The 24,893-nt window shown below is 71.1% G+C and carries 21 protein-coding genes; 9 read left to right on the top strand and 12 right to left on the bottom strand.

The genetic code is table 11. The annotated features are described in order from the left end of the window. The first annotated feature begins 27 nt into the window (after positions 1–27). Complete coding sequence (locus BMH31_RS05380) at positions 28–393, top strand: VOC family protein (protein ID WP_099723728.1); 366 nt, start codon at positions 28–30, stop codon at positions 391–393. On the opposite strand, the gene BMH31_RS05375 is transcribed toward BMH31_RS05380, so the two are convergent. Both BMH31_RS05375 and BMH31_RS05370 read right to left on the bottom strand, forming a co-directional pair. Next, positions 390–1,226, bottom strand: a complete 837-nt coding sequence (locus tag BMH31_RS05375; protein WP_099723729.1) for an enoyl-CoA hydratase-related protein — start codon at positions 1,224–1,226, stop codon at positions 390–392. The two genes, BMH31_RS05380 and BMH31_RS05375, sit on opposite strands and share 4 nt — an antisense overlap. Beyond that, the gene (locus BMH31_RS05370) at positions 1,223–1,447 is read right to left on the bottom strand and encodes a hypothetical protein (RefSeq protein WP_046454031.1); all 225 of its coding nucleotides are present in this window, start codon (positions 1,445–1,447) and stop codon (positions 1,223–1,225) included. Before BMH31_RS05370 ends, BMH31_RS05375 begins: the two co-directional genes overlap by 4 nt. A gap of 162 nt (positions 1,448–1,609) precedes the next feature. On the opposite strand from BMH31_RS05370, the gene BMH31_RS05365 reads away from it, so the two are divergent. Then, positions 1,610–3,340 carry a DUF885 domain-containing protein gene (locus BMH31_RS05365; RefSeq protein WP_099723730.1) on the top strand — a complete coding sequence of 577 codons (1,731 nt, stop codon included), beginning with the start codon at positions 1,610–1,612 and terminating at the stop codon, positions 3,338–3,340. Continuing rightward, positions 3,337–3,750, top strand: coding sequence for a YchJ family metal-binding protein (locus BMH31_RS05360; protein ID WP_158234955.1), 414 nt, complete (start codon positions 3,337–3,339; stop codon positions 3,748–3,750). Before BMH31_RS05365 ends, BMH31_RS05360 begins: the two co-directional genes overlap by 4 nt. An 89-nt stretch (positions 3,751–3,839) precedes the next feature. Here the strand turns inward: BMH31_RS05360 and BMH31_RS05355 are convergent, their stop codons facing one another. From BMH31_RS05355 to BMH31_RS05340, 4 genes are all read right to left on the bottom strand, one after another. Beyond that, complete coding sequence (locus BMH31_RS05355) at positions 3,840–5,459, bottom strand: DEAD/DEAH box helicase (RefSeq protein WP_099723731.1); 1,620 nt, start codon at positions 5,457–5,459, stop codon at positions 3,840–3,842. A gap of 268 nt (positions 5,460–5,727) precedes the next feature. After that, positions 5,728–7,113, bottom strand: coding sequence for a toxic anion resistance protein (locus BMH31_RS05350; RefSeq protein ID WP_099723732.1), 1,386 nt, complete (start codon positions 7,111–7,113; stop codon positions 5,728–5,730). Positions 7,114–7,122: 9 nt separating this feature from the next. Further along, positions 7,123–8,112, bottom strand: a complete 990-nt coding sequence (locus tag BMH31_RS05345; protein ID WP_099723733.1) for a hypothetical protein — start codon at positions 8,110–8,112, stop codon at positions 7,123–7,125. A 9-nt stretch (positions 8,113–8,121) separates the two neighbouring features. Further along, the gene (locus BMH31_RS05340; RefSeq protein ID WP_241898148.1) at positions 8,122–9,942 is read right to left on the bottom strand and encodes a substrate-binding and VWA domain-containing protein; all 1,821 of its coding nucleotides are present in this window, start codon (positions 9,940–9,942) and stop codon (positions 8,122–8,124) included. Between the two features lie 190 nt (positions 9,943–10,132). Here BMH31_RS05340 and BMH31_RS05335 point away from each other — a divergent pair, with 190 nt between their 5' ends. From BMH31_RS05335 to BMH31_RS05320, 4 genes are all read left to right on the top strand, one after another. Beyond that, on the top strand, positions 10,133–11,422 hold the full coding sequence (locus tag BMH31_RS05335) for an AAA family ATPase (RefSeq protein ID WP_099723734.1): 1,290 nt from the start codon (positions 10,133–10,135) through the stop codon (positions 11,420–11,422). A gap of 90 nt (positions 11,423–11,512) precedes the next feature. Further along, positions 11,513–15,205 (top strand): bifunctional RecB family nuclease/DEAD/DEAH box helicase, encoded by a 3,693-nt coding sequence (locus BMH31_RS05330; RefSeq protein WP_099723735.1) that lies wholly within the window; start codon positions 11,513–11,515, stop codon positions 15,203–15,205. Between the two features lie 76 nt (positions 15,206–15,281). Further along, the gene (locus BMH31_RS05325) at positions 15,282–16,484 is read left to right on the top strand and encodes a hypothetical protein (protein ID WP_099723736.1); all 1,203 of its coding nucleotides are present in this window, start codon (positions 15,282–15,284) and stop codon (positions 16,482–16,484) included. A 155-nt stretch (positions 16,485–16,639) separates the two neighbouring features. Next, entirely contained in the window at positions 16,640–17,764 is a 1,125-nt protein-coding gene (locus BMH31_RS05320; RefSeq protein ID WP_099747418.1) for an aminotransferase class I/II-fold pyridoxal phosphate-dependent enzyme, read from the top strand. A 53-nt stretch (positions 17,765–17,817) separates the two neighbouring features. Here BMH31_RS05320 and BMH31_RS05315 read toward each other — a convergent pair whose 3' ends face one another. The 4 genes from BMH31_RS05315 to BMH31_RS05300 all read right to left on the bottom strand — a co-directional run bounded on the left by BMH31_RS05315 (position 17,818) and on the right by BMH31_RS05300 (position 21,249). Continuing rightward, positions 17,818–18,201 (bottom strand): hypothetical protein, encoded by a 384-nt coding sequence (locus BMH31_RS05315; protein ID WP_099723738.1) that lies wholly within the window; start codon positions 18,199–18,201, stop codon positions 17,818–17,820. A 156-nt stretch (positions 18,202–18,357) separates the two neighbouring features. Beyond that, complete coding sequence (locus tag BMH31_RS05310; protein ID WP_241898147.1) at positions 18,358–19,173, bottom strand: siderophore-interacting protein; 816 nt, start codon at positions 19,171–19,173, stop codon at positions 18,358–18,360. Next, positions 19,166–20,203, bottom strand: coding sequence for an iron chelate uptake ABC transporter family permease subunit (locus BMH31_RS05305; RefSeq protein ID WP_099723739.1), 1,038 nt, complete (start codon positions 20,201–20,203; stop codon positions 19,166–19,168). The genes BMH31_RS05310 and BMH31_RS05305 overlap by 8 nt, the downstream gene beginning before the upstream one ends. Next, the gene (locus BMH31_RS05300; RefSeq protein ID WP_099723740.1) at positions 20,200–21,249 is read right to left on the bottom strand and encodes an iron chelate uptake ABC transporter family permease subunit; all 1,050 of its coding nucleotides are present in this window, start codon (positions 21,247–21,249) and stop codon (positions 20,200–20,202) included. Before BMH31_RS05300 ends, BMH31_RS05305 begins: the two co-directional genes overlap by 4 nt. A gap of 40 nt (positions 21,250–21,289) precedes the next feature. On the opposite strand from BMH31_RS05300, the gene BMH31_RS05295 reads away from it, so the two are divergent. Both BMH31_RS05295 and BMH31_RS05290 read left to right on the top strand, forming a co-directional pair. Next, positions 21,290–22,243 (top strand): iron-siderophore ABC transporter substrate-binding protein, encoded by a 954-nt coding sequence (locus BMH31_RS05295; protein WP_099723741.1) that lies wholly within the window; start codon positions 21,290–21,292, stop codon positions 22,241–22,243. A 73-nt stretch (positions 22,244–22,316) separates the two neighbouring features. Next, on the top strand, positions 22,317–23,105 hold the full coding sequence (locus BMH31_RS05290; RefSeq protein WP_099723742.1) for an ABC transporter ATP-binding protein: 789 nt from the start codon (positions 22,317–22,319) through the stop codon (positions 23,103–23,105). A 48-nt stretch (positions 23,106–23,153) separates the two neighbouring features. Here BMH31_RS05290 and BMH31_RS05285 read toward each other — a convergent pair whose 3' ends face one another. Beyond that, the gene (locus BMH31_RS05285; RefSeq protein WP_099723743.1) at positions 23,154–23,648 is read right to left on the bottom strand and encodes a hypothetical protein; all 495 of its coding nucleotides are present in this window, start codon (positions 23,646–23,648) and stop codon (positions 23,154–23,156) included. A gap of 107 nt (positions 23,649–23,755) precedes the next feature. Continuing rightward, positions 23,756–24,877 (bottom strand): alanine dehydrogenase, encoded by a 1,122-nt coding sequence (gene ald / locus BMH31_RS05280; protein WP_099723744.1) that lies wholly within the window; start codon positions 24,875–24,877, stop codon positions 23,756–23,758. Positions 24,878–24,893 lie beyond the last annotated feature (16 nt).

Raw genomic sequence — 24,893 nt, 5'->3', positions numbered from 1 at the left:
CGGGCCCGGAATTGCGAGTTTGGAGGCATGTCCGCCGGCCTGCATCGCCTGATCGTCTCGGTGTCGAGCATCGATGCCGCGCTCGCGCTCTATCGCGGAGTGCTTGGGCTCCGACTCACGGGTCGCTCCGGTGAGCTGGCCTGGCTGCGCACCGACGACGGCACGGAGCTGATGCTGCACGAGCGCCCCGCCGAGGCCTCCGACGCTGCGGTCGCCATCGCCTTCGCGGTCGAAGACCTTGAGGGGACGGTCGCGCGCTGGGAAGCGGCCGGCGGTACGGTGCTCGACGCCCCGATCACGCAGCCGTGGGGTGAGCGCATGGCGGTGGTGCGCGATGCGGACGGGCACATCGTGTGCCTGAACGCTCGCGATGCGGGAGATACTTCGGACTAGGCCTCGGTGAACTCAGGCCGGCGCTTCTCGACGAACGCCGCGGTGCCCTCGAGCATGTCGGGGGTGCCGAAACGCGCGACGAAGGCTTCGCGCTCGATCGCGAGCCCGGCATCGGTCGGGTGCGCCTGCGCGGCACGGACGGTGCGCTTCGCCGCGGCGACGGCGGTCGGGGACTGCCGGGCCGCGAGCGCGATGATCTCGCGGGCGGCCGCGAGCAGCGCGTCCTGATCCTCGAGCACGCGGGAGACCAGGCCGAGGCGCTCGGCCTCCGCGGCGGAGATGCGCCGGCCGGTCAGGATGAGCTCGCGCGCTGCGGCGATGCCGACGTACTGCTGCAGGCGGACGCATCCGCCGAAGCCGGGGATGAGGCCGAGCGCGACCTCGGGCTGCCCGAACGCCGCGTTCTCGGAGGCGAGGATCACGTCGCAGGCCATGGCGAGCTCGCACCCGCCGCCCAGGGCGAAGCCGTTGACGGCGGCGACCACGGGCACGGGCAGCGTCTCGAGCCAGCTCGTGAGTTCCTGCGCCTCGGCGGTGTAGGCGTCGGCCTGCTCGGCGGTCATCTCGCGCATCCGCGCGATGTCGGCACCCGCGACGAAGGCCTTCGGGCCCGCGCCGGTGATGACGACGCCGCGGATCGACCAGTCGGGATCCGCGCCCGATCCGACGCTGTCGCGCAGTGCGCCGACGACCTCGCGCAGCTCGGCGATCACCTCGGGGGAGAGCGCGTTCAGCACCTCCGGACGGGTGATGGTGATCGTGAGGATCGCCTCGCGCACGTCGAGCGCGAGCGTGCGGCGGTCGAGGGAGGCGAGGCGATCCGCGACGGTCATCGCTTCGGCTTCTCGAAGAGGTTGCCGACCAGGGTCGAGGTGATCAGCACGACGGCGAGCAGCACGACGCCGACGATCAGGATCGGGACGACCTGCAGCGGCTCGCCCGCGTGGGAGAAGTTGTCGTGCGCCTCGTCGCCATGGGCGAACGCCGGGACCGCGACGAATACGGACATGAGCGCGGTGGTCACCGCGGCTGCGATGCGGGTACGGATCTTCACTTCGGTCTCCTCGCAGGATCGGTGCGGCTGCCGCCGCGGACCCCTCTATTCTGCCGCTCCTGAGCGTTTCCCGCGAACCGGCGCCACGACCCCCGCAGGAAGCAGCGGCCGCACGGCGATCCCGCAGCCCGGACGCGGCCCCGGATCGTTAGCATCGACAGCATGACCACTGATCAGACCGCTCCGCGCCCGAACCGTCCGCAGACCGAGATCGACCGGATCGCCGAGCGCTGGGTCGACGATGTCGTCGCCCTCGACCCGATCACCGGCACGTATCTCGGGCGGTCCGAATCCAACCGCCTGCTGCCCGACTTCTCGCCCGCGGGAGCGGACGCGGTCGCCGCGGCGCAGCGCGCCGTCCTCGCCGCGGTGGAGGCCGAGACCCCGGTCGACGCGGTCGATGCGGTGACCCGCGCCGACCTGGCATCCGAGCTGCGGCTCTCGCTCGCCCAGCACGACGCCGGCGAGGCCCTGCGCGACCTCAACGTCATCGAGTCGCCGGCGCAGCAGGTGCGCGACAGCTTCGATCTGATGCCGAGCGAGAGCGAGTCCGACTGGGCCGATCTCGCCGAGCGCATGCGCGCGGTTCCCGCGGCGCTCGCCGGCTACCGCGAATCGCTCGACCTCGGCGCCGAACGCGGGCTCGTCCCCGCCCGGCGCCAGGTGCTCGAGGTCGCGGCGCAGCTGCGCCGCACCGCGGGCGTCGGGAGATCCGCCGAGGGGTTCTTCCAGGCGATCGCCGTCCGCGGTGCCGCTGCCGGCGACGCGGTGCCGACGTCGCTCGCGCAGGAGCTCTCGGAGGCGGCGTCGCTCGCCGGTAGCGCGTACGCCGACCTCGCCGACGCGCTCGAGCAGGACCTGGCCCCGCGCGCGACCGAGACCGACGGCTTCGGGCGCGAGCGGTACGCGCTCGCCTCCGAGCGCTTCGTCGGGGCATCGGTGGATCTCGACGAGACCTACGAGTGGGGCATCGAGGAGCTCGCACGCATGCGCGACGAGCAGGAGCGCATCGCCGCCGAGATCGTCGGAGGCTCGGTGCGTCCCGGGATCGTCGCCGACGCGATCGCGAAGCTCGACGCCGACCCTTCGCGCAAGCTCCACGGCACCGACGCGCTGCAGCGGTGGATGCAGGAGACCAGCGACCGCGCCGTCGCCGAGCTCGGCGCGACGCACTTCGACATCCCCGCCGAGATCCGGACCCTCGAGTGCCGCATCGCGCCCACGCAGGAGGGCGGCATCTATTACACCGGCCCCAGCGACGATCTCTCGCGGCCCGGCCGCATGTGGTGGTCCGTGCCCGAGGGCGTCACCGAGTTCGACACCTGGCGCGAGCTGACCACCGTCTACCACGAGGGAGTTCCCGGACACCACCTGCAGATCGCGCAGGCGGTCGTGAACCGCGGCCTGCTGAACGGCTGGCGGCGTCAGCTCGCGGGCACCTCCGGCCACGCCGAGGGGTGGGCGCTCTACGCCGAGCGTCTCATGGAACAGCTCGGCTATCTCGATGATCCCGCCGATCGGTTCGGCATGCTCGACGGGCAGCGCATGCGCGCCGCCCGCGTGGTGCTCGACATCGGCGTCCACCTCGGCAAGCAGCGGCCCGACGGGAACGGCGCCTGGACCACGGAGTACGCGTTCGAGTTCATGGGCGGGAACGTCAACATGAACGACGGATTCGTGAAGTTCGAGGTGAACCGCTACCTCGGCTGGGCGGGCCAGGCCCCGTCCTACAAGATCGGTCAGCGCATCTGGGAGGAGCAGCGCGACGAGTACGCGGCACGGGCGCGCGAGGCCGGCCGAGAGTTCGACATCCGCGATTTCCATCGGGACGCGCTCGAGCTCGGTGTGATCCGCCTCGACACCATGCAGCGCACGCTCCGCGGCGAGCTGTGAGCGAGGCTTCGGCCCTGCCCTGCCCCTGCGGGCGGGGCACGAGGTACGCCGAGTGCTGCGAACCGTTGCACGCGGGGGAGCCGGCGCCGACCGCGGAGCGGCTGATGCGGTCCCGCTACAGCGCCTTCGCGCTCGGACTGGTGGCGTACCTGCTCGATTCCTGGCACCCGAGCACGCGCCCGGCGTCGCTGGAACTCGATCCCGAGGTGCAGTGGCGCCGGCTGCTCGTCGAGACGACCGAGCGCGGCGGTCCCTTCGACCGCGAGGGCCTCGTCGTCTTCACCGCGATCGGGCGGACGTCCGAGGGGCGCTTCGAGCAGCGCGAGCGCAGCCGGTTCCGTAAGGATCGTGACGGGCTCGCCGCGACGGCCCCGGAGCGCTGGCGCTACGTCGACGGGGATCCGCTGTAGGGCGGGACTGAATCGTCATCCTGCGCGACGGAGGAGTCGCGGGACCCTGCGACTCGCACGCTCGCGCAGGATGACGATGGGGCGGGCCGTTACAGCCCGCTGGGGCGCTGGGCGCGGCGCGATCCCTGCTGGCGCTGACGCGGTGCGGGGGCCTGGCCACCGCCGGTGCTGGTCGAGTAGACCGAGGTGGAACTGCCCTGGCGCGATGCGCCCGAACCGCCACCGTTGGATGCGCCCGATCCACCGCGTCCGCGGCCGCCGTTGCCGCCGCGACGGCCGCGCGATCCCGCGCCGCCCTCGCTCGATCCCGCGCCCGAACGCCCGTTCGCGGCACCGGCGGCGCCGGTCCCGCCCTCGGCGCCGGCACCGCGTCCGCGGCCGCCGCGCGAGCGCTTGCGCTTCGCGTTGGCGCCCTGGGACTTGCCCTCGCCCGACGGGGCGTGACCGGCGGCGCGCTGCTGCTCCGCCTGCGCGGCGGCACGGCGACGCTCGGTCTCCTTCGGGTCGATGCGCGGGGCGACCTCGCCGATGAGCGACAGCACCTCGGGATCGATGTTCGACGCCATCGGGTTCACCGGCTTCGGGGTCACCCGGATCTTGGCCGCGCGCATGATCTGGCGCATCTCGCCCCGCTGCTCGGGCAGCACGAGGGTGACGACGTCGCCCTCGTTGCCGGCGCGCGCGGTGCGACCGGAACGGTGCAGGTACGCCTTGTGCTCGACGGGCGGGTCGACGTGGACGACGAGCTCCACGCCGTCGACGTGCACGCCGCGCGCCGCGACGTCGGTCGCGACGAGGACCTTGGCCGCGCCGCTCACGAACTCGGCGAGGTTGCGGTCACGGGCGTTCTGCGACAGGTTGCCCTGCAGCTCGACGGCGGGGATGCCACGAGCGGTGAGCTGCTTCGCGAGCTTCTTCGCCTGGTGCTTCATCCGCGTGAAGAAGATGCGTCGCGCCGTGCCCGAGGCCAGGGCCTCGATGAGTGCTTCCTTCTGGTCCTTGCCGGCGACCTCGAACACGTGGTGCGTGAGCTGGGGCACGGGGGACTCCGCCGCGTCGACCGAGTGCAGGATCGGATCGTGGAGGTACCTCTTCACGATGTTGTCGACCCCGTTGTCGAGGGTCGCGCTGAAGAGCAGACGCTGCCCCTGCTTGGGGGTCTTGTTGAGGATCCGCGTGACGACGGGCAGGAAGCCCATGTCGGCCATGTGGTCGGCCTCGTCGAGCACCGTGATCTCGACGCCGCCGAGATCGACGAGGCCCTGCTTCATGAGGTCGTCGAGGCGGCCGGGGGCGGCCACGACGATGTCGACGCCGGCCTCCAGCGCGGCCTCCTGGCGCCGCTGGGGGATCCCGCCGAAGATCGTGGTGACCTTGACGCCAACGGGGTCGGCGAGCATCTTGACGGTCTCGGCGATCTGGGTGACGAGCTCGCGGGTGGGGGCGAGCACGATGGCGCGCGGCCGGCTCGGCTTGCGCTTCTTGGCGGCGTCATCGGCGAGGTTCGCGACGAGCGGGATGCCGAACGCGATGGTCTTGCCCGAACCCGTGCGGCCGCGGCCGAGCACGTCGCGGCCGGCGAGCGTGTCGGGGAGCGTGTCGCGCTGGATGGGGAAGGGGCTGGTCTTGCCGTTCTTGTCGAGGGCGTGCGCGATGGGTGCGGGCACGCCAAGGTCGATGAACGAGGGCGTGGTCTGGTCGGTGGTCACGTGAGCGAGTGCTGCTTTCGTGTCGGTCCGGCGCGCGTCCGCAGGATCCGCTGTGGGATCGAGTCGCTGGGCGTGGCCGAGTCGGCGAGTGCGCGGGTTCGCGCATCCGTTCGCCGCGGAAGAGTCGGTCGGCCCTGGCGCATTCGCGATGCGCGAGCTCTGAAATTCAGCGACGTGGGGCCCGCCGACGCTGGGATCGGCGCGACCTCTCGGTCCAGTCTAGCGGACGTGCCCGGGAGCGGCCCGTGGGTCGTTCCCGGGCACCGGCTCAGCTCGTGAGCTTGCCCAGCAGGTCGGCACCCGGGTCGGTCGTGGATCCGGCACCGGAACCGCGCGTGACGGATCCTGCCGCATCGCCGCGGGATCCGTTCGCCACCGCGCGCTGCGAGGCCACGACCGCGTCCTCGATGACGGACTCGCCGCGCTCGAGCGCCTGGATGTTGCGCGCGCGCAGGGCACGGCCCGCGCGATCCGCCTCGACGATGGCTGCGCACTGCGCCTTCACCGAATCGATCACGGCCCAGATCGTCTCCTCGGTGATGACGGGCATCTGGGAGGCGTTCGCGACCGTCTCGACCGACTTCGCGGTCTCGGCGAACGCGCCCTGGATGAGCTTGTTGGTGCCCTCCTGGATCGAGGCGCCCATCTCGGCGCCCTCGCGGGCGAACGCCGCCTGCTGCCAGAGGGCGAGCGACTGACGTGCGGAGGGGAGGCCCATGGTGCGGAACGTCGCGAGGCGGCGGCGCAGCGCGAAGGTCGTGACGACGAGGTTGCGGGTCGCGGGGGCGTGCGCGAAGCCGAGGAAGAACTGCGAGCGCCAGTCGGCCCAGGTCTTCTCGGTCTCCGAGAGCACGAGGGAGAGGTTGCTCTGGATCTCGCGCAGCTCGCTCACCGAGATGACCTTGCCCTGGTAGGTCGTCGACTCGGTGCCGGCGGTCTCGGCCATCCGCAGCGCGGTGTCGGCCTCGTCGAACTCGGTGCGGAGCACCTCGATGACCTGTTCGAGCGCGGCGAGCACGGCGACGACGTCGTCCATGTGCTCGAGCGTCTGGGCGTGGAGCAGCTGACCGCGGGCGATGTTGTCGGCGAGCGCGTTCTCCATCTCCTGCAGCTTGAGCTCGGCGAGGTCGATCTTGTCGGAGATCGGCTTCGACTCGCGGATCATGGTGCTCAGGGTGTACTTGCCCTTCTTGAACCAGCCGACGATCGCGTTCGCCGCGTCCTCGAGCTTCTGCGAGCGCCACTTCTTCTCGAAGCCGTCCATGGTGCGGAGCATGTCGTTGACGATGGCATCGGCCTCGGGCACGCGGATGTTCCGCTGGGCGTCGAGCAGCTGCACGGAGGCGCTGTTCAGCTTCTGCATGACCGGCCCGCCGAAGGTGACGATCTGGTTCACGTCGGCGACGAACTTCTGCGCGAGCGCCGGTGCGCCGCGCTGCAGGTCGGCGAGCTGCTGCTCGGTGAGCAGGCTGCGGAACTTGAACACCGCGTCGGCGGGCGTCTTCGCCGCGGACTCGATGTCGCTCGCGGGCGCCTCGGCGACGGCGGCCTCGAGGGCGGAGCCGGGGACCTCGGCGGCGCGGGTGTCGGCGGGTTCGAGCAGCTGCGCGAAGTCGACGGAGATGGTGGGTTCGGTGCCGGTGGGATCGGTCATGTCGGGTCCTTAGCTCTGCGGGTTGCTCGGGTCGCGATCGCTGTACACGTCGGACAGCTTCGCATCGTTGACGGCCTTGATGAGGGAGTCGAGGGCGACCTTGAATTCGAGGTCCCGCGACTCGTTGACCTGCCGGATGTTCTCGACGGCCTGCTGGTCGACGGAATCGACGGCGCGCTGCACCTCGGTCAGCCGGCCCTGGGGGTTGCTCCAGTACTGGGGGTTGCGCTGCACATCGCCGTAGTAGTCGTCGGCGAGTGCCTTCAGAAGCTTGGAGAGGGTGTCGCGGTACTGGACGAGCAGCAGCCGGAGCTGCTGATCCGTTCCGCGGCTGCGCACCCGGACGAACAGCTCGGAAAGATGCTCGGACAGCCCGCTCAGACGGGGACCGAGCTCGGGGTAGGCCCCGGCCAGGCGGCGGAGCTCGTCGATCGCATCGCGGACGAACTCGCCGTTCTCACCGTGCAGGGCGGCTTCGAGCTGCTTCTCGAGCGCGCGCGAGGCTCCGACCGCGCGCTTCGCATTACGGGAGCGGCGGATCAGCAATGTCGTGACCGCCGCGCCGACCGCCACGAGGATCAGGACTCCGGCACCCACGATCCAGGGGGCACCGCCATCGCCCTGGCCGCCGGAGGGCGCGGGGCCTGCGGAGACGAGCGTGCTCGCGATGTTGGCGACGGCCTCGCCGCCGTCGGGCAGATTCTGCGAGTTCAGCTCGGTCGCGATCCTGTTCGCGTCCCCGTTCGAGGCGACTCCGAAGCGGTCCTTCGCCCGGTCCTCGATGACGACGACCGTCTGGGCGCCGGTCGCTGCCTTGAACTGGGTCGCGACCGTTCCGGAGGAGACGCTCTGGGCCTGATCCGGGGCGGGGATCACCAGGACCCGTGCGCCGCTCGGCAGCACCGAGGCCAGCGCGTCCGGGTTCGAGATCGAGGCGCCGTCGACCAGGCAGACGGCACGGTCGCCGCAGACCTGGATGATCTGTTCGATTGTGCTCACCGTGACCGCCTAGAAGTTGTTCATCACCGACTGGAAGGTCTCGGTGATCTTCGTCGGGTCGCTCGCGTCGAACACCTGTCCGCCGGAGGCCTTCGCGAGCCGTTCGAGCGAGGACTTGTCCGCTGCGCTCGAGTAGGCGATGGCGAAGATCCGCACCGGCTTGCGGTTGCCGCCCTCCTTCTGATCCGCGTTGATGCGCTGGATCAGGGAGTTCAGCGTGGTGCTCGAATCGGTGTCCTCGCCGTCGGAGAGCACGACGATCGCGTTGATCCGGCCCTCTTCGGCGTGCTGCTTCATGTAGTCGTAGGCCGACGACAGGGCGTCGTACAGGGGAGTGCCCGCGCGCTGGCTGTTCGCGAGGTCCTCGATCTCGTTCTTCAGGCCCTCCTTGTCACCGCCGAGCGGGCCGAACGGGCGCACGACGGCGACGCCGGGCACGTTCTTCCCGTCGATCTTGGACTGGAGGCCGGTGGTGAACGCCCAGACACCGATCTCGTCGGTGGGGCGCACCTGGCCGAGCGTCGTGGTCGAGCCGGCGAGCGCGCCGTCGAGGCGGGTCTTGCCGCCGCCGATGCCCTCGTCCATCGAGCCCGAGATATCGATCAGCTGCAGGATCGCCGACGGCTTGCGGATCGCGGTCCACTGGTCGAGCGCGGCCGAGACGACCTCGGGCGAGGGCTGGGGGAGCGCGACCGTCGGGCGCTTCGGGTCGATGCCGACCTTGTCGTTCAGGTACTGGCTGACGTCGACCGAATCGTCGAGCGGACGGAAGCCGTACTTCGGCAGCAGCTTCTGCGCTTCGGGCGTGTGCAAGAACTTCACGAACGCCTGCGACGCGCTCTTCTGCTCGGGCGTCACCCAGGCGGCGTTCAGCACGACCGCCGGATTGTCGCTCCACATCGATCCCTCGGCGGGGTACACCGCGACGAGCTTCTCGGACGGCGGCGTGAGGGTCTCGCCGGGCTGGACGGTGTGCGAGTCGGGGTTGCCGATGTTGTAGTTGTAGAGCGAGGTCTCCTCCAGCGCGATCGCGCTGACGTAGGAGGAGCCCTTGCCGGATGTCTTGTCGGCGAGGTTCTGCAGCACCTTGCCCGTGGTGTCGCCGTAGTGGATCGCGCCCGATTCGAAGGCCTTGTTGAACGCTTCCGCCTTCTGCACGTCGCCCGTGGTCAGATCCTTCGCCTTGCCCGCGGCCGCGTAGCTCTGCATCAGGAGCATCGAGAGGCCGGTGGTCGAGGTGTTGGGGTTGGTCTTCGCGATCTTGAAGGAGCCCCAGATCGACTTGCCGAGCGCACCCCAGCCCTCGGGGTTCTCGATGAGCCCCTTGATCTGGGCGATGCTCACGGGCTTGGCCGGGTAGCCGAGCGCGCGCGCCATCGACTCGGGGACCCCGAACACGACGGGGGTCTTCGCGAAGCTCTCGGCGCCCGCCACGACCTGCTCGCCCGAGATGGAGGCGACCCGGTCGGTCCAGACGGTCGATGCGGGGGACCAGACGCTCGGAGCGGTGTCGGCGCCGAGCTTCCACTCCTTCGTCGAGTCCGAGAGATACTGCGCGGCCTTGCCGGAGGCGACGTTGACGGGGCGCACGGTGGCGCACGTCTTGAGCCCCTGGTGCTCGGACGATTTCTTGAACTGCTCGCCGAGGGCCTCCATGAGGTTGACCTTCTCGGACGAGGTGGCGACCACCACGGGGGTGCATCCGTCGTCGGCGCCGCCGGCGGTGTTCGATCCGGTACTGGCCACGCTGCAGCCCGCGAGGGCGATCATCAGCGCGGCGCCGAGCGCCAGGGCCGCCGTGGACCGGCGTCTGTGGAGAGTGTCGAGCATCGTCGTTGGCACCTTCGGGCTTCGCGTCCTGGGGTCGGGCGTGACCTGAACTGCTTCCAGTCTTGCATGCTGGCGCGCCCGCGCGCGCGACGCGTTCGCGCAGCGCGTGCGCGGAAGGTTCGACCGGGACGCGGGAACGGCGATACCGGACGGGTATCGGCGGAGCGATCCGCTCTGGCATGATTCCCACATGACACGCATCCGCATCCGCGAATTCCACGACGACGACCTCGACGGGGTCGTGCGCCTCTGGTGGGAGGTGCGCTCGACCGTCGACCAGCCGGTCTACTCGCTCGCGGAGGTCACGGCGTCCTGCCGCGAGGACCACGCGGTGGTTGCGGTGCGCGGCGACCGGATCGTGGCGGCCGCCGTCGGTCGGGCCGCCCACGCCCAGGGCTGGGTCGTCTTCTTCGGGATCTCCGAGGACGCCCGTTCCGAGAATGTGTCGGGAGCACTGCTCGACGCGCTCGAGCGCAAGATGGCGCCGCTCGGCCTGTCCACCCTCTCGGTGCTCATGCCCGAGGGCGGGCGGCTGGGGCTGCTCACCTCGAACGGCTTCCAGCTGCGCTACGGGCTGCGCTATCTGGAGCGGCAGATGCCGGTGCAGCGCCGCGAGCTCGACCTGCTGAAGGACGTCGGCGGACGCGTGCTGCCGCGCCACCTCTGGGAGAACGTGGCCGGCATGCGGCACGAGAAGCAGCTGCTCGAGGAACGCCTCGTGGCGCCCCTCGCCGAACCCGACCTCGCCGATCGCTACGGGGTCGTCCCGCCGCACGCGGTGATGCTGTTCGGGCCTCCCGGAACGGGCAAGACCACCTTCGCGAAGGCGGTCGCCTCCCGCCTCGACTGGCCCTTCGTCGAAGTCTTCCCGTCGCGTCTCGGCGACGCCGGCAGCGGGATGGCGGCGTCGCTGCGCAACGTCTTCGAACGGATCGAGCAGCTGGAGCACGCGGTCGTGTTCATCGACGAGGTCGAGGAGATCGCGTCGCAGCGCCGAGGCGACCCGCCGTCTCCGACGCAGGGCGTCACGAACGAGCTGCTCAAGATCGTCGCCGATTTCCGGGACCGCGAGGGCCAGCTGCTCATCTGCGCGACCAACTTCGTCCGGGCGCTCGACGCCGCGTTCCTGCGCCACGGCCGATTCGACTACGTGCTGCCGATCGGGCTTCCCGACGCGGAGGCGCGCGAGGCGATCTGGCGCCGGTACGTGCCCGGCGAGATCTCGGATTCGATCGACTTCGGCGTCCTCGTCGCGGAGAGCGACGGCTTGACCCCCGCCGACATCGAGTACGCGGCCCGCCGCGCGTCGCAGGAGGCGCTGGCGCGGGTGCTGCGCGCCGAGGGCGCGGTGCTCGAGACCGATCGCACCCGGCTCGACACCGCCGACTACCGCGCGGCGCTCGAGGTCACCCGTGCGACCGTCTCCGAGGAGGAGCAGTCGGCGTTCTCGGAGGACATCGAGACCCTGGCCCGTCTCTGAGCGGGCACCGCCGTCGGCGAATGTCGGCGAGCACCGATAGCGTCGGATGGACCTCGGCGATCGCCGGGAGGCGACTCGGAGGGAGAACGCATGTTCGTGCAGCGCGGTGCTGACGGAGAGGCGCGCCTCGTCACGAGCGCGACCGACCTGACCGCGGCCAGCGCGTGCGAGTTCGCGTTCCTGCGGCGGGTCGACGCGAAGCTGGGACGCGCGGTCGAGGTGCCACCTGACGACGATCCGATGCTCGCACGGGCGGCCCGTCTCGGCGATCAGCACGAGGAACGGACCCTCGCGGCCTACCGCGGGGAGCTCGGAACGGGGGCGGCGGGCGTCGTCGAGATCCCTCGACCCGAGAGCATGGGTGAGGCCCAGCTGCTCGACGTCGCCGAGCAGACGACCGCGGCGCTCGAGGCTCGCGCGGCGCTGGTCTTCCAAGCGACGTTCTTCGACCCGGCCCAGCGCGCTGCCGATCCCGACGCCGGTGAGCCGGCCATCGGCTTCGTCGGCTTCGCCGACTTCCTGCGTCTGACCGCTTCCGACGGCTACGAGGTGCAGGACACGAAGCTCGCGCGGCGCGCGAAGGCGACCGCGCTCATGCAGCTGGCGGCCTATGCCGAGCAGCTCGAGCGAACCGGGATCCCCGTCGCTCCTGAGGCGACGCTGATCCTCGGCGACGGCGCGCATTCGCGGCATCGGCTCGCCGACATCGCTCCCGTGTTCCGGGCGCGGCGCGCTCGCATGCATCGGATCCTGCTCGACCGCTACGCGGCGGTCGGCGACGATGGCGCGCGCGAGTCGGCGGCTCCCATCGGCTGGGGCGCCGAGGGCATCGCGGCATGCGGCCGGTGCGAGGTGTGCCTGCCCGAGGTCGAGCGCACCCGCGACCCCCTGCTCATCGCCGGGATCACCGCGGCCCAGCGCAACCGCCTGGTCGCGGCCGGCTTCGACCGGATCGAAGCGGTCGCCGAGCTCGACGGCACCGTGGATCCGCCCGCCGAAGGATTCCGGGCGGTCGGCGGCATCGCCGAGTCCGAGCGGGTGCCCGGCATCGGTCTGCACGTGCTCGAACGGCTCGCCGCACAGGCCCGCGTGCAGCTCGACGCACGGGCGGGCGAGCTCCCGCCGTTCCGAGTCATCGATGCCGCCGCGCTCGCAGCGATCCCGCGGCCGAACCCCGGCGACCTGTTCTTCGACTTCGAAGGCGACCCGATGTACCGCGAGCCCGGGGACGCGAACGACGCTCGCTGGGGGATCGACTACCTCTTCGGCTCGGTCGACGAGCAGGAACGCTTCCTGCCGCTCTGGGCCCACGATCTCGACGCCGAGAAGCGCACCCTGCTGCGATTCCTCGAACTGGTGCGCCAGCGCCGGATCGACTTCCCCGGCATGCGGATCTATCACTACGCCGCGTACGAGCGCACCCACCTGCTGAGCATCGCGGCCCGCCACGGGGTGGGCGAAGCCGAGGTCGACGACCTGCTGCGCGAGCACGTGCTGGTGGACCTCTACCCGATCGTGCGCAAGGCGCTGCGCATCGGCACCCGCTCCTACTCGATCAAGAAGCTGGAACCGCTCTACATGGGCGATGAGCTGCGCGACGCCGACGGAGTGACGAGCGGCGCGCAGTCGGTCACCGAGTTCGCCGAGGCGAGCGAGCAGCTCCGTTCGGCGGACCCGGCCGAGCGCGCCGAGGGCGAACGCCGGCTCGCCGCGATCGCGGACTACAACCGCTACGACTGCGTCTCCACGCTGCGGCTGCGCGACTGGCTGCGGGGGATCGCGCAGGAGCACGGCGTCGAGCCGTTCCCCGAGGCGCTGCCGGCGGACGACGAGGAGCCCGAGCTCCGGCTGAGTCCGATCGCCGAGGCGCTCGGGCGGCACGCCGCGCAGATCTCCGACCCCGCGATCGCCAAGACCGCGGCGCTCGCTTCGAGCGCGATCGACTACCACCAGCGCGAACAGAAGTCGTTCTGGTGGGCGCACTACGCGCGGCTCGTCGACCCCGTCGAGGACTGGGCGGACACCCGCGATGTGCTCGTCGTCGACGCACTGCTCAGCCGGGTCTCCGACGACTGGCATGTCCCGGACGAACCGCGGGCGCGCGCGCTGCGGCGGCGGATCCGGCTGCGCGGTGCGCTCGCGCCCGGCAGTTCGCTCCGTCCGGGCGGTCAGGCCTACCTGCTCTACGAGGCACCCGCGCCGTTCGCGACCCGCGGCGTCGAGCCCGGCGCCCGCAGCGCCTCCCGGGTCACGGTGGTCGAGCGCGACGGCGATGAAGTGCTCGTGGAGGAGCTGCTGCCGCGCGACGCGACGCCCTTCGACGTGCTCCCCGTCGCGCTCGTGCCCGGACCGCCTCCGCACGCCGGTCAGCAGAAGGGCGCGATCGAAGCCTGGGGACGCGAGTTCGCCGCGGCGCTCGACCGCGGCGAACTCCCGCGCGACCCGGTCGTCGACCTGATCCGTAGAGCGGCGCCGGTGCTCGGCGCCGGCGCTCCGATCGTCGATCCGGCGAGCGAGCTCGCGCTCGTCGCCGGTGGCGGCGACGACGCGGCCCGCACGATCGGTGCCGTCACGGCGACTCTGCGGCAACTCGACCGCTCCTCCCTCGCGGTCCAGGGCCCTCCGGGCACCGGCAAGACCTACCTCGCCGCGCGCGTCATCCGTCGACTGGTCGAGGAGGACGGCTGGCGGATCGGCGTCGTCGCGCAGTCCCACCGGGTGGTCGAGCACGTCCTCGAGGGCGTCGTCGCCGCGGGCCTTTCAGCGGAACAGGTCGGCAAGGTCCCGCAGAGCGGTCGGGCCGACGACGCCGCGGAGCCGGCGTTCCGGGCGCTCGGACGCAACACCCATCGGCTGTTCCTCCGCGAGCACGAGGCGGCCAGCCTGGGCTGCGTGCTCGGCGGCACGGCCTGGGACTTCAGCAACCCGACCCGCGTCGCGCGCCACGAACTCGACCTGCTCGTGATCGACGAGGCCGGGCAGTTCTCGCTCGCCCCGACCATCGCGGCATCGGTCGGCGCCAAACGATTGCTCCTGCTCGGCGACCCGCAGCAGTTGCCGCAGGTGTCCCAGGGCACGCACCCCGAACCGGTCGACACCTCCGCCCTCGGCTGGCTGCTCGGCGATCACGAGACGATGCCCGAGGACCTGGGATACTTCCTCGCCGAGACCCGGCGCATGCGCCCGGAGCTCACCGAGGTGGTCTCCGAGCTCGCGTACGGAGGCCGGCTGCGCGCCCATCCGAGCACGGCTTCGGTGCGCGCGAGCGGAATCGGCCGGCCGGGCCTGGTCCGGCACGAGGTCGAGCACTCCGCGAACACCACGCACTCGGTCGAGGAGGCCGAGGTGGTCGCCGGCATCGTGCGCGATGCACTCGAACGCGGGCGCTGCGACACCGGACTGGGGGAGCGCGCGCTCACTCCCGACGACATCATCGTGGTCGCGGCATACAACGCGCAGGTGGAATGCGTCGCGGAGCGTCTCGCTGACATCGGGTGCGCCGAAGTGCGCGTCGGCACCGTCGACCGCTTCCAGGGGCAGGAGGCCCTGCTCGCCGTCGTGACCCTCGCCGCGTCGAGCCCCGACGACGTTCCCCGAGGGCTCGAGTTCCTGCTGCTGCGAAACCGCCTCAACGTCGCCATCAGCCGCGCGAAATGGGCCACCCACCTGGTGAGCTCCAGCCGGCTCGGGGACGGGCTGCCGATGAGCGCCGAGGGCGTCGCGGCGCTGAGCGGATACCTGCGGCTCGAAGAGCACGGCTCGACCTCTCACGGTAGGCCATGACCCCGGAAGCCGGAGGCCGTTCCAGCGCATCGGCCGGCATCGCCGCCGGCGGGCGGTGCGTGCCAGGATGGGACGCATGAACGCGGACGCGCAAGACACGGGTGCGGCTCAGCGCCGGGCCGGCCTTCGCGCTCGCATCCCGCGTGCGATCGAAACAGCCCTCGAGCTGCTGTATCCGGGAGACGCGAGCGGCGGTGCCGACTCGCACCAGGCTCGAGTCGAGGCCCGAGCCCTGGGCGCGGCCACCCTGGCGGCCGCCGCAGCGATCCTCGTCGGGCTCGTCGTGTTCGGCCCGGGCACCCACCCCCTCTGGGGAGCGATCTCGACGGGGTCGATCGGCACGCTGCTCGCCGGGCTGGTGGCGATCGCGAGCTCGATCGCCGAGCAGCTGAGGGCACCGATGCGAGCCCCGGCGTCCTGGTCGCTCCGGGCGGCCCGGACGCAGCGCTTCGTCGGAATCGCCGCCGTCGCGCTCGTGCACGGCGGCATCGCCGTGATCGGCATCGGCATGGTGTTCGCGGTGCTGTCGCAGGGCTTCTTCGGAGTGCAGCTCGATCAGCTCACCTCGACCGTGGCCTCCGTCATCGTCGCCGCGGGTACGGCGTACCTCGTCACCGTCTCCGCGGCCAAGATCACGACCGCCGAGCTCTCGATGCTGCTGTCGATGTTCCTGACCGGGGGCATCGTGGTGGCGATGCTCACCACCTCCGACGCCGAGTGGTGGCACTTCCACTTCAGCGAGCTCGGCGCGGGAACCGATGTCAGCGGACTCGTGTTCAATCTCACGCTGTTCCTCGGCGGGCTCCTCCTCGCCGCGTTCGCGTTCACGCTGCTCATCGATCTCGAGGCCTGGGCCGCTGCTGCACCGCCCAGCCGCACCCGCAACGCGCGCGCGGTCGCCTGGGGGTTCCAGATCATCGGGATCTGCCTCGCCGGTGTCGGGATCGTGCCGGTGAACCTCAACCTCATCGTCCACAACACCTTCGCCACCGGGATGGCGGTCGTCTTCGGCGCGATCCTCATCGGTCTGCGCTGGTTGCTCGACGGGTTCACACGGGTGTTCCTGTTGTTCTCGGACGTGGTGCTCGCGGCGATCGTCTTCGCGGCGCTGCTGTTCTGGCCGCTCGGCTACTACAACCTCGCCGCGTTCGAGCTCGTCGTGGCAGGTGTCATCTTCGCCTGGCTCATCATCTTCGTCCGGCACGTGGGCGCAGCCGTGCCGAGCGGTGCATCCGCGCACCGGAATCCGACCGTGTCGTCACCCGAGAGGAGCCGCTGATGGCCGCCCGAGGACCCTTCAAGACCCCGCCTCCCAGCCTGCCGCCCCACCCCGCACGGGCGCAGGGTGAGGCCGCCGAGCCGCCGTCGAGCGCCGCCGATGCCCCGCACGGGCTCGGCGCTTCCCGGCGCTCGGTGATCCCCGCCTTCGAGGTCATGCAGATCACCGGCGAGGTCGAGCGGCGGCGTGCCGAGGGTCGCGACATCGTCTCGCTGTGCGCGGGCGAACCCAGCGCGCGCCCCGCGCCCGGCATGCTGAAACCCGCGGGCTACACGAGCCCGCTCGGGACCGCGCCGCTGCGTGCAGCGATCGCCGGGCACTACGCGAACTGGCACGGCGTGTCGATCGACCCCGCGCGGGTCGCGGTCACCACCGGATCCTCCGGCGCGTTCCAGCTGGTGTTCCTCGCAGCGTTCGATCCCGGCGATCGGGTCGCGCTCGCGAGCCCCGGCTATCCGGCGTACCGGAACATCCTGCGTTCGCTCGGGGTCGACGTGGTCGAGATCCCGACCGGGCCCGAAACCCGGTATCAGCCGACTCCCGCGCTGCTCGACGCCGCAGTCGCGGCCCACGGGCCGCTCGCGGGCCTCATCGTGGCCTCGCCGGCCAACCCGACCGGATCCATGCTCAGCCGCGCGGAGCTCTCGACGCTCGTCGAGTGGTGCGCGGAGCAGCGGGTGCGGCTCATCAGCGACGAGATCTACCACGGCATCACGTACGCCGAGCCGGGCAGTCCCGATGCCCGTGGCGTCAGCGCGGTCGAGCTCGACTCCGAGGCGATCGCCATCAACTCCTTCTCGAAGTACTGGGGCATGACCGGGTGGCGGCTGGGATGGGCCGTGCTGCCCGAATCGCTCATCGCCCCGATGGAGGCGCTCGCCTCGAACTTCGCCCTCTCGCCGCCGGCGCCCGCGCAGGAGCTCGCGCTCGGCGCGTTCTCCGAGGAGCGGTACGCCGAGCGCGACGCGGTGGTCGCGGGGTTCGCCCGCGCCCGCGCACTGATCCTCGACGCCGAACCGGCGTTGCGGTGGGGCGAATCGGCCCCCTCGGACGGCGCGTTCTACTTCTACGCCGACCTCGGACCGCAGCTCGAACGATTCGGCGACTCGCTCGGCTACGCCAGGGCACTGCTCGACGGCGCCGATGTCGCGGTCGTGCCCGGCGTCGACTTCGATCCGGTGCACGGCACCCGCACGGTGCGGCTGTCCTTCGCGGCGGGCGAGGCCGCGGTCGAGGAGGCGCTGAGCCGGATCCTGCGGTTCCAGGGATCCAAGGACTGACGCCGGCCGGGGCAGCGTCGCGCGCGACTCGTGCGCCGCGCCGGAGTCCCGAGCTACTGGTGGTCGAGGCGCGAGACGAACGCGCCGTCGCGCATCAGCGCCTCCTGCAGGCGGGCGACCGTCTCGTCGAACGCGTTCGAGGTCTTCACCGCGCCGACCGCGCCGCCCTTGAGCGCGCCGCCCGTCATGTTGCGCGAGATCCGCGCGACCAGCAGGCCCTGCTCGGTCACCATGAACTCGATGAGGAACGTGACCTGGAACTTGCCGCCGGCGAGCCCGCCGAACAGCACGGTGAGCGCCTGGCTGCCGCGTCGCGCATGGAACCCGCGCGTCGGCGTGAGCGACACCTCGAAGCCCTGGGCGATGAGCGCGGCGTGCACCAGCTGTTTCGCGTGCTCGTGGTCACCGGACAGGAACAGGTCGGTCGCGCTGGCCATGGTCGGACTCCTTCGTCTCGGATGCAAGAACCCCCTGCGCAGCACACTATCGGCTCGCGCAGGGGCGTCCTGACCACTTCTCCCGTTGCCGGGTGACGCGGGTCCGCCCGGCAACGGGCCGGTGCACGGGCGGGGGATGCGCGAAGGCGATCCGGATCACAGACGGGCCTCGCCGAGCCGCCAGTATCCCGAGAACGTGATCCGCCCCTTCGGGACGCCGCGCTGCACCAGGAGACGCCGGATCTCCTGCACCGCCAGGCGCTCACCGCAGACCCAGGCGTAGTCGATCCGCGTCGGCAGCTCGGCTCGCTGCACCGCGTCGATCAAACGGCTCCCGGGGCGATCCTCACCGCGCGACACCCAGGTCACGGCGTCGCCCAACGGCTGCCGGTCGGCATCGTCGCCGACCTCGATGAACACGCGGGCCCCCGCGTCCCCGCCGACCTCGAGGATACGTGCGATGGCCGGGATCGCCGTCTCGTCTCCCACGATCACACGAGTGCGAGCGTCCGCCTCGGGGGCGTACAGGGCGGTGCACTCGCGAACTCCCAGACGGGATCCCACGGCGGCGCGGCGGGCGAATCGGGTGCCGGGGCCCTCGTCGCCGTGCACGACGAAGTCGACGTCGATCTCTCGGGCCTCGGGCCGGTGCGCGCGGAGCGTGTACCAGCGCAGGTCCGGGCGGTCCTCCTCCGGGAGGCCCGCGACGGCGGCGCGGATGTTGTCGGCGTCGTCCGCGGGCAGACGCAGGTCGCGGCTGTCGTCGCGCGGCATCATCAGGCCGAGGTACTCGTCCGGACCGTTGGGGGCGTAATCGGCGAACTCCGGCGCGGTGAGGGTGAGGCGCCGCATGTGCGGGGTGAGGTCGACGACCGCCGTCACGGTCGCGGGGAACACGCGGGCGCCGACCCGTCTCGTGCGTCGCGGCGACCGCCGGACCGGGCTGGGCGATGTGCGGGGGCTCTCAGCCACGGCGGGCTCCTTCTCTGAACAGCAGCCACAGGAAGAATGCGCCGCCGAGGGTGATGGTGACGGCGCCAACGGGAATGGGCGCCGGGAAGACGTACAGCGCGAGGAGGTCGCTCGCGAGCAGGAGGACGGCGCCCACGAGCCCGGCGATAACGAAGCTCGTCGTGCCGCTGAGCAGGCGCGCGATGTGCGGCGCGACGAGCGCGACGAAGGAGACGGGGCCGGCCGTGGCGACCGCGGCCGCGACGAGCAGGGTCGCCGCGACGAGCAGGATCCAGCGCGACCGTTCCGCTCGCACGCCGAGCGCGGTGGCCATCGCGTCGCCCAGTGGCATCAGCCGGGCCCCGGGCGCTGCCCAGGCCAGAAGCGGCGCGATGAGGACCAGCGCTGCGGTGGCCGGCAGCAGATCCGACCATCCGCGCCCCTGCAACGAACCGATCAGCCAGGTCTGCGCCGTCGTCGCGCTCGCCACGAAGACCTGCGTCAGGACGTAGTCGACCACGGCCATCGCGAGCGCCGAGAGCGCGATGCCGGTGAGGACCAGCTGGACTCCGTGCAGACCGGAGCGCGCGGTGAGCAGCACGATGCAGCAGGCCATGATGATCGCGCCGACGACCGCGCCGAGCGCAGCCTGACCGATCGAACCGCCCCATACGAGGAACACCGTCACGGCGCCGACGGAAGCTCCGCCGCTGATGCCGATGACGTCCGGGCTCGCCAGCGGATTCCGGGTGAGGGTCTGGAAAACTGCGCCGGCGACCGCCAAGCAGATGCCCACCACGATCGCCACGAGCGCCCTCGGGAGGCGGCGACCGAGCACGAAGAACCCGTCCAAGCGAGCGGGCGGATCGCCCAGCAGCGTGCGGATCAGGGCGTGGGGAGTGACGACGTACTCGCCGACCATGAGCGCCGTGACGCAGAGCGCGAGCAGTGCGAGCACCAGTGCAGCACCGACGAGCAGCGCTCGACGGCTCAGCCGTGCCGACCAGCGGCGGCCCGTGAGGACGAGGTCGTGCTCGGTGAGCGCGGTCACGACAGCCTCACCCGGCGTCGTCCCAGCACGAACACGATCAGCAGGGGCGCACCCACGAACGCCATGACGATGCCGACCTGCACCTCCGCGCCCCGTCCGATGACGCGGCCGATCGTATCCGCGAGCAGGAGCAGGGCGGGGGATACCAGGAGCGAGAGCGGCATGATCAGGCGCAGGTCCGGTCCCACGATCCGGCGCAGCAGGTGGGGGACGACGAGGCCCACGAACGAGATCGGTCCGGCGATTGCGGTGGCGGTTCCGCAGAGCAGGGCGACCGACATCAGCCCGAGGGCACGGACCAGGCCCGGACGCGCTCCGAGGGCGATCGCGCTGTCGTCGCCCAGCGCCATCATGTTGAGCGCGGGCGCAAGGGCCAGCGCCAGGACCGCGCCGACGACGACGAACGCCGCGAGGTGCAGCGCCTCGTCAGCCGGCCGCGCTGAGAGCGACCCGACCCGCCAGAAGCGGAAGAGGTCGAGGACACGCTCGTCCGAGAGCACGAGCGCCTGCGTCGCGCCGCCGAGGATGGCGGAGAACGCGACGCCGGCCAGGACCAGCCGCACCGGTGATGCTGCGGCGAAACGCGAGCCGGAGAACCAGAAGATCACCCCCGAGGCCAGCGCCGCGCCCGCGAGCGCGAGCCAGATCATCCCGCCCGAGCCGAGCGCACCGAACAGGGACAGGCCCGCGACCACCCCGAAGGAGGCCCCGGCGTTCACGCCGAGCATGCCGGGGTCCGCGATCGGATTCCGCGTCAACGACTGCATGAGGACACCTGCCGCGCCCAGCGCGGCGCCGCAGATCACGCCGTTCACCGTGCGGGCGACCCGTAGCTCGCCCACGATGTTCGCGACGTTCCGGTCGCCGCTGCCGAGTAGCGACAGCACCACCTGATCGAAGGGGACGAAACGGGCGCCGACTGCGAGGCTCAGCACCAGCGCGATCGCCAGCAGCGCCGGGGCCATCACGATCACGCCCCAGGGCTGCCGCGTCCGCCGCGGGTTCGCCGGCGCGACGCGACGCGTGATCAGGGAATCGGAAGACATATTTGGTTAGCCTACCCAAACCTTCATAGGATGAAGTCTCATGAAGAGAATCTCCCTGCGTCGTCTCCGCATCCCGGCAGTGCTGGCCGGCCTCCTCGGACTGTCATTGCTCGCCACGGCCTGCAGTGCCGCTCCCGACGGAAAGTCAGAGCCTGACGCGACCGCGGCATCGAGCTACACCGTCACCCACGCCATGGGAGAGCAGAAGTTCGACTCGGTGCCGGAGCGCATCGTGGTGCTGGACTCTCCGCCGCTGGACGCGCTCGTCGCGCTCGGGATCACGCCCGTGGGCGCTCCCGAGATCGGCGCCGGCCGCGGCTTCCCCGCATACCTCGCCGACAAGCTGAAGACCACGAAGCCCGTGGGGTTCATCGCGGAGCCCGACATCGATGCCATCGCCAACCTCGCACCGGACCTCATCATCGGATCGAAGGTGCGGCACGAAGCCCTGTACGACGAGCTGTCCGCCATCGCGCCGACGGTGTTCTCGGCTGACACCGGCACGAACTGGACCGAACAGGCCGAACTGACCGCCGCAGCGGTCAACCAGTCGAAGAAGATGGACGGGCTCGTCTCCGACGTGCAGAAGCGGGCTGCCGCGGTCGGGAAGGACGTCGGCGCGTCGGGCAAGACGGCGTCGATCGTTCGCTTCCGCTCGGACAACTTCCGGCTCTACGGGCCAGGGACCTTCTCCGGCACCCTCCTCACCGAGATGGGCTTCGACCTGGGGGCGAAGCGCGCCTGGAACGAGTACTCGATGATGGAGCTCAGCCCGGAGCTGTACGAGCAGATCGATGGCGACGTGGTCTTCTACACCAGCCCGGGCGGCGATCCCGCGGCCACCACCGAGCGGAAGGTCACCGGCCTTTGGGGCGGCATCCCCGCGGTCAAAGCGAAGAACGCGTTCTCCGTCGACGACGACACCTGGATGGTCGGCATCGGCGTCGTGGGCGCCGGGCTCGTCATCGATCAGGTCGAGCAGCTGCTCGGCTGACACTCTGGCTGCGCCCGGGAGCGCGGCGCGTCAGCGCCCCGCTCCCGGGCGGACTCTCGTTCGAAGGAATCGCATGCCCGTCCCCGTCCCCGTCCCTGCGCTCGAGTCGCGTGAGCTCGTCGTCGCCTACGACGATCGCATCGTCGTCGATGGAGTCGACCTGGATCTGCCGGCGGGCGCGTTCACCGTGATCCTCGGACCCAATGCGTCGGGGAAGTCGACGGTGCTGCGCGCGCTCGCGCGCGTGCTCAAACCCGTGTCCGGCGAGGTACTGTTCGACGGGCGGGCGCTCGCCGAATACGGCACGAAGGAACTCGCGCGCCGGATGGGCCTGCTCCCGCAGGACGCGGTCGCTCCCGAGGGGATGCGCGTCGCCGATCTGGTCTCGCGCGGACGCTATCCGCATCACACTCCGCTGCGCCGGTGGACCGCGGCCGACGCGGAGGCCACTCGGCGGGCGCTCGCGGCGACCCGCACCGAGGAACTGGCGGGCCGCGCCGTCGACCAGCTCTCCGGCGGGCAGCGCCAGCGCGTGTGGGTCGCGCTGCTGCTCGCCCAGCAAACACCCGTCATGCTCCTCGACGAGCCGACGACCTTCCTCGATATCGCGCACCAGTTCGAGCTGCTGGACCTGCTGCGCGGGCTGAACGCCGACGGCAAGACGGTGATCGCCGTGCTGCACGACCTGAACCAAGCCGCCCGGTACGCGGACCACCTCGTGCTGATGAAGGACGGTCGCGTGGTCGCGACGGGCGCACCCGCCGATCTGATCACGCCCGAGCGCATGCACGAGGTGTTCGGCATCGAGTCCGTCGTCATCGAGGACCCGGTGACGGGGACTCCGATGGTGGTGCGACGGTAGCGGCCGGGGCGTCGTCGACCCGGGGATGTGACGAGCCGGACGGGCCGGTCAGCCCGCCTGCACGACCGGCGTGCCGACGGCCAGCCCCGTGCGCATCTGGAACGCCTCCGAGGCGCGAGCGAGTTCGCCCGGGCCTGATCCCGGATCGAGCGCGAGCAGGGCCGCGACGGAGGCCTCGGTGCCGTCCAGCGCGAGTTCGAGGCGGGTGATGGAGCTCGACAGCGGATCGCCGAGCTCGGCGACGACGCGGGCCGTGGCCGATCGCACGGTCGCCGACAGCGCCTCGAGATCGCCCGCGGCGCCGCGCAGGCGAACCTCGGAGCGTCCATAGCTCACGCCGTCGCCGGAGAGCGCCTCGCCGATCACGGGGCTGTCGGCGGCGTCTCCGCCTGCGCGCGACACGCGCAGGATCAGCTCCGAGCTCGTCGCTGAAGGAGCCGTGCTGAACGGCAGCGCGCGGCTTCCCGGCGGCATCGCGGCGCCCTCAGCGTCGTGGTCATGCGCGGCCGGCTGCCGGTCGGCGAAGCTGAACTTCAGATCCATGAGACTCCTCGGAGGGAACGGCGATGTGCGGGTTTCGGGGCTGACCGAGAATAGCAGCGGGGCCCGCTCCTCTCGGAACGGACCCCGCCTGCGCAGTGCGTGAACGCTTAGGCGTTCGCGAGCACGTCCTCGACGCTCGAGAATGCGAGCTCCGGGAACGCGTCGGCGACGCCCTTGAAGGTCAGCACGCCGTCGTGGGCGTTGAGGCCCTTGGCGAGCGCCTCATCGGACTTGAGCGCGGCGACCCAGCCCTTGTCGGCGAGTGCGACGACGTAGGGGAGGGTGGCGTTGGTGAGCGCCGCGGTCGAGGTCTCGGGGACCGCGCCCGGCATGTTCGCCACGCAGTAGTAGATCGAGTTGTGCACCGGGAAGGTGGGATCGTCGTGCGTGGTCGGGTGCGAGTTCTCGAAGCAGCCGCCCTGGTCGATCGCGATGTCGACGAGCACGGAGCCCTGCTTCATCTGCGCGACCATCTCGTCGGTGACGAGCTTCGGCGCCTTCTCGCCCGGGATCAGCACGGAACCGATGACGAGATCGGCTTCCTTGAGCGCCTCGGTGATGTTGTGCGCGTTCGAGGTGCGGGTCTGGATGCGACCGTTGAACTCGTCCTCGAGCTGCTTGAGGCGGGGCAGGGCGATGTCGATGACGGTGACGTCCGCGCCGAGGCCGAAGGCCATGCGAGCGGCCTGCTCGCCCGCAGCGCCGCCGCCGATGACGACGACCTTGCCGCGACGGGTCGCGGTGACGCCGCCGAGCAGCATGCCGCGGCCGCCGTTGGCCTTCATCAGCGAGTGCGCGCCGACCTGGACCGAGAGACGACCGGCGACCTCGGACATGGGGGCGAGCAGCGGCAGCGCGCGGCCGGCCTGCACGGTCTCGTAGGCGATGGCGGTGGTGCCCGACTCGAGGACCTTCTCGGTGAGGGTCTTGTCCGCTGCGAGGTGCAGGTAGGTGAAGAGCACCTGGCCCTTGCGCATCTTGTCGTACTCGGCCGCGATGGGCTCCTTGACCTTGAGGATCATGTCGGAGTCGGCCCAGACCTGCTCGGCGGTCTCGACGATCGTGGCACCGGCCGCGACGTACTCGGCGTCGGTGATGGCGGAGCCGAGGCCGGCACCCGCCTGGACCAGCACCTCGTGGCCGCGGCGCTTCAGCTCGAAGACGCCGGCCTGGGTGATGGCGACACGGTTCTCGTTGTTCTTGATCTCGGTGGGAATACCGACGCGCATGTTGTGCTCCTGTGAT

The organism is Leucobacter sp. OLIS6, assembly GCF_002752355.1.
Lineage (GTDB): Bacteria > Actinomycetota > Actinomycetes > Actinomycetales > Microbacteriaceae > Leucobacter.
This window is presented reverse-complemented; position numbering and strand designations above follow the sequence as displayed.

What these genes read in the sequence shown, in the direction of transcription:
- BMH31_RS05375 (WP_099723729.1), bottom strand. Translation starts at nt 1,226, where the DNA reads ATGACCGTCGCGGATCGCCTCGCCTCCCTCGACCGCCGCACGCTCGCG.
- BMH31_RS05365 (WP_099723730.1), top strand. Translation starts at nt 1,610, where the DNA reads ATGACCACTGATCAGACCGCTCCGCGCCCGAACCGTCCGCAGACCGAG.
- BMH31_RS05300 (WP_099723740.1), bottom strand. Translation starts at nt 21,249, where the DNA reads ATGTCTTCCGATTCCCTGATCACGCGTCGCGTCGCGCCGGCGAACCCG.
- ald (WP_099723744.1), bottom strand. Translation starts at nt 24,877, where the DNA reads ATGCGCGTCGGTATTCCCACCGAGATCAAGAACAACGAGAACCGTGTC.
- BMH31_RS05295 (WP_099723741.1), top strand. Translation starts at nt 21,290, where the DNA reads ATGAAGAGAATCTCCCTGCGTCGTCTCCGCATCCCGGCAGTGCTGGCC.
- BMH31_RS05325 (WP_099723736.1), top strand. Translation starts at nt 15,282, where the DNA reads ATGAACGCGGACGCGCAAGACACGGGTGCGGCTCAGCGCCGGGCCGGC.
- BMH31_RS05285 (WP_099723743.1), bottom strand. Translation starts at nt 23,648, where the DNA reads ATGGATCTGAAGTTCAGCTTCGCCGACCGGCAGCCGGCCGCGCATGAC.
- BMH31_RS05335 (WP_099723734.1), top strand. Translation starts at nt 10,133, where the DNA reads ATGACACGCATCCGCATCCGCGAATTCCACGACGACGACCTCGACGGG.
- BMH31_RS05380 (WP_099723728.1), top strand. Translation starts at nt 28, where the DNA reads ATGTCCGCCGGCCTGCATCGCCTGATCGTCTCGGTGTCGAGCATCGAT.
- BMH31_RS05315 (WP_099723738.1), bottom strand. Translation starts at nt 18,201, where the DNA reads ATGGCCAGCGCGACCGACCTGTTCCTGTCCGGTGACCACGAGCACGCG.
- BMH31_RS05290 (WP_099723742.1), top strand. Translation starts at nt 22,317, where the DNA reads ATGCCCGTCCCCGTCCCCGTCCCTGCGCTCGAGTCGCGTGAGCTCGTC.
- BMH31_RS05320 (WP_099747418.1), top strand. Translation starts at nt 16,640, where the DNA reads ATGCAGATCACCGGCGAGGTCGAGCGGCGGCGTGCCGAGGGTCGCGAC.
- BMH31_RS05330 (WP_099723735.1), top strand. Translation starts at nt 11,513, where the DNA reads ATGTTCGTGCAGCGCGGTGCTGACGGAGAGGCGCGCCTCGTCACGAGC.
- BMH31_RS05350 (WP_099723732.1), bottom strand. Translation starts at nt 7,113, where the DNA reads ATGACCGATCCCACCGGCACCGAACCCACCATCTCCGTCGACTTCGCG.
- BMH31_RS05340 (WP_241898148.1), bottom strand. Translation starts at nt 9,942, where the DNA reads ATGCTCGACACTCTCCACAGACGCCGGTCCACGGCGGCCCTGGCGCTC.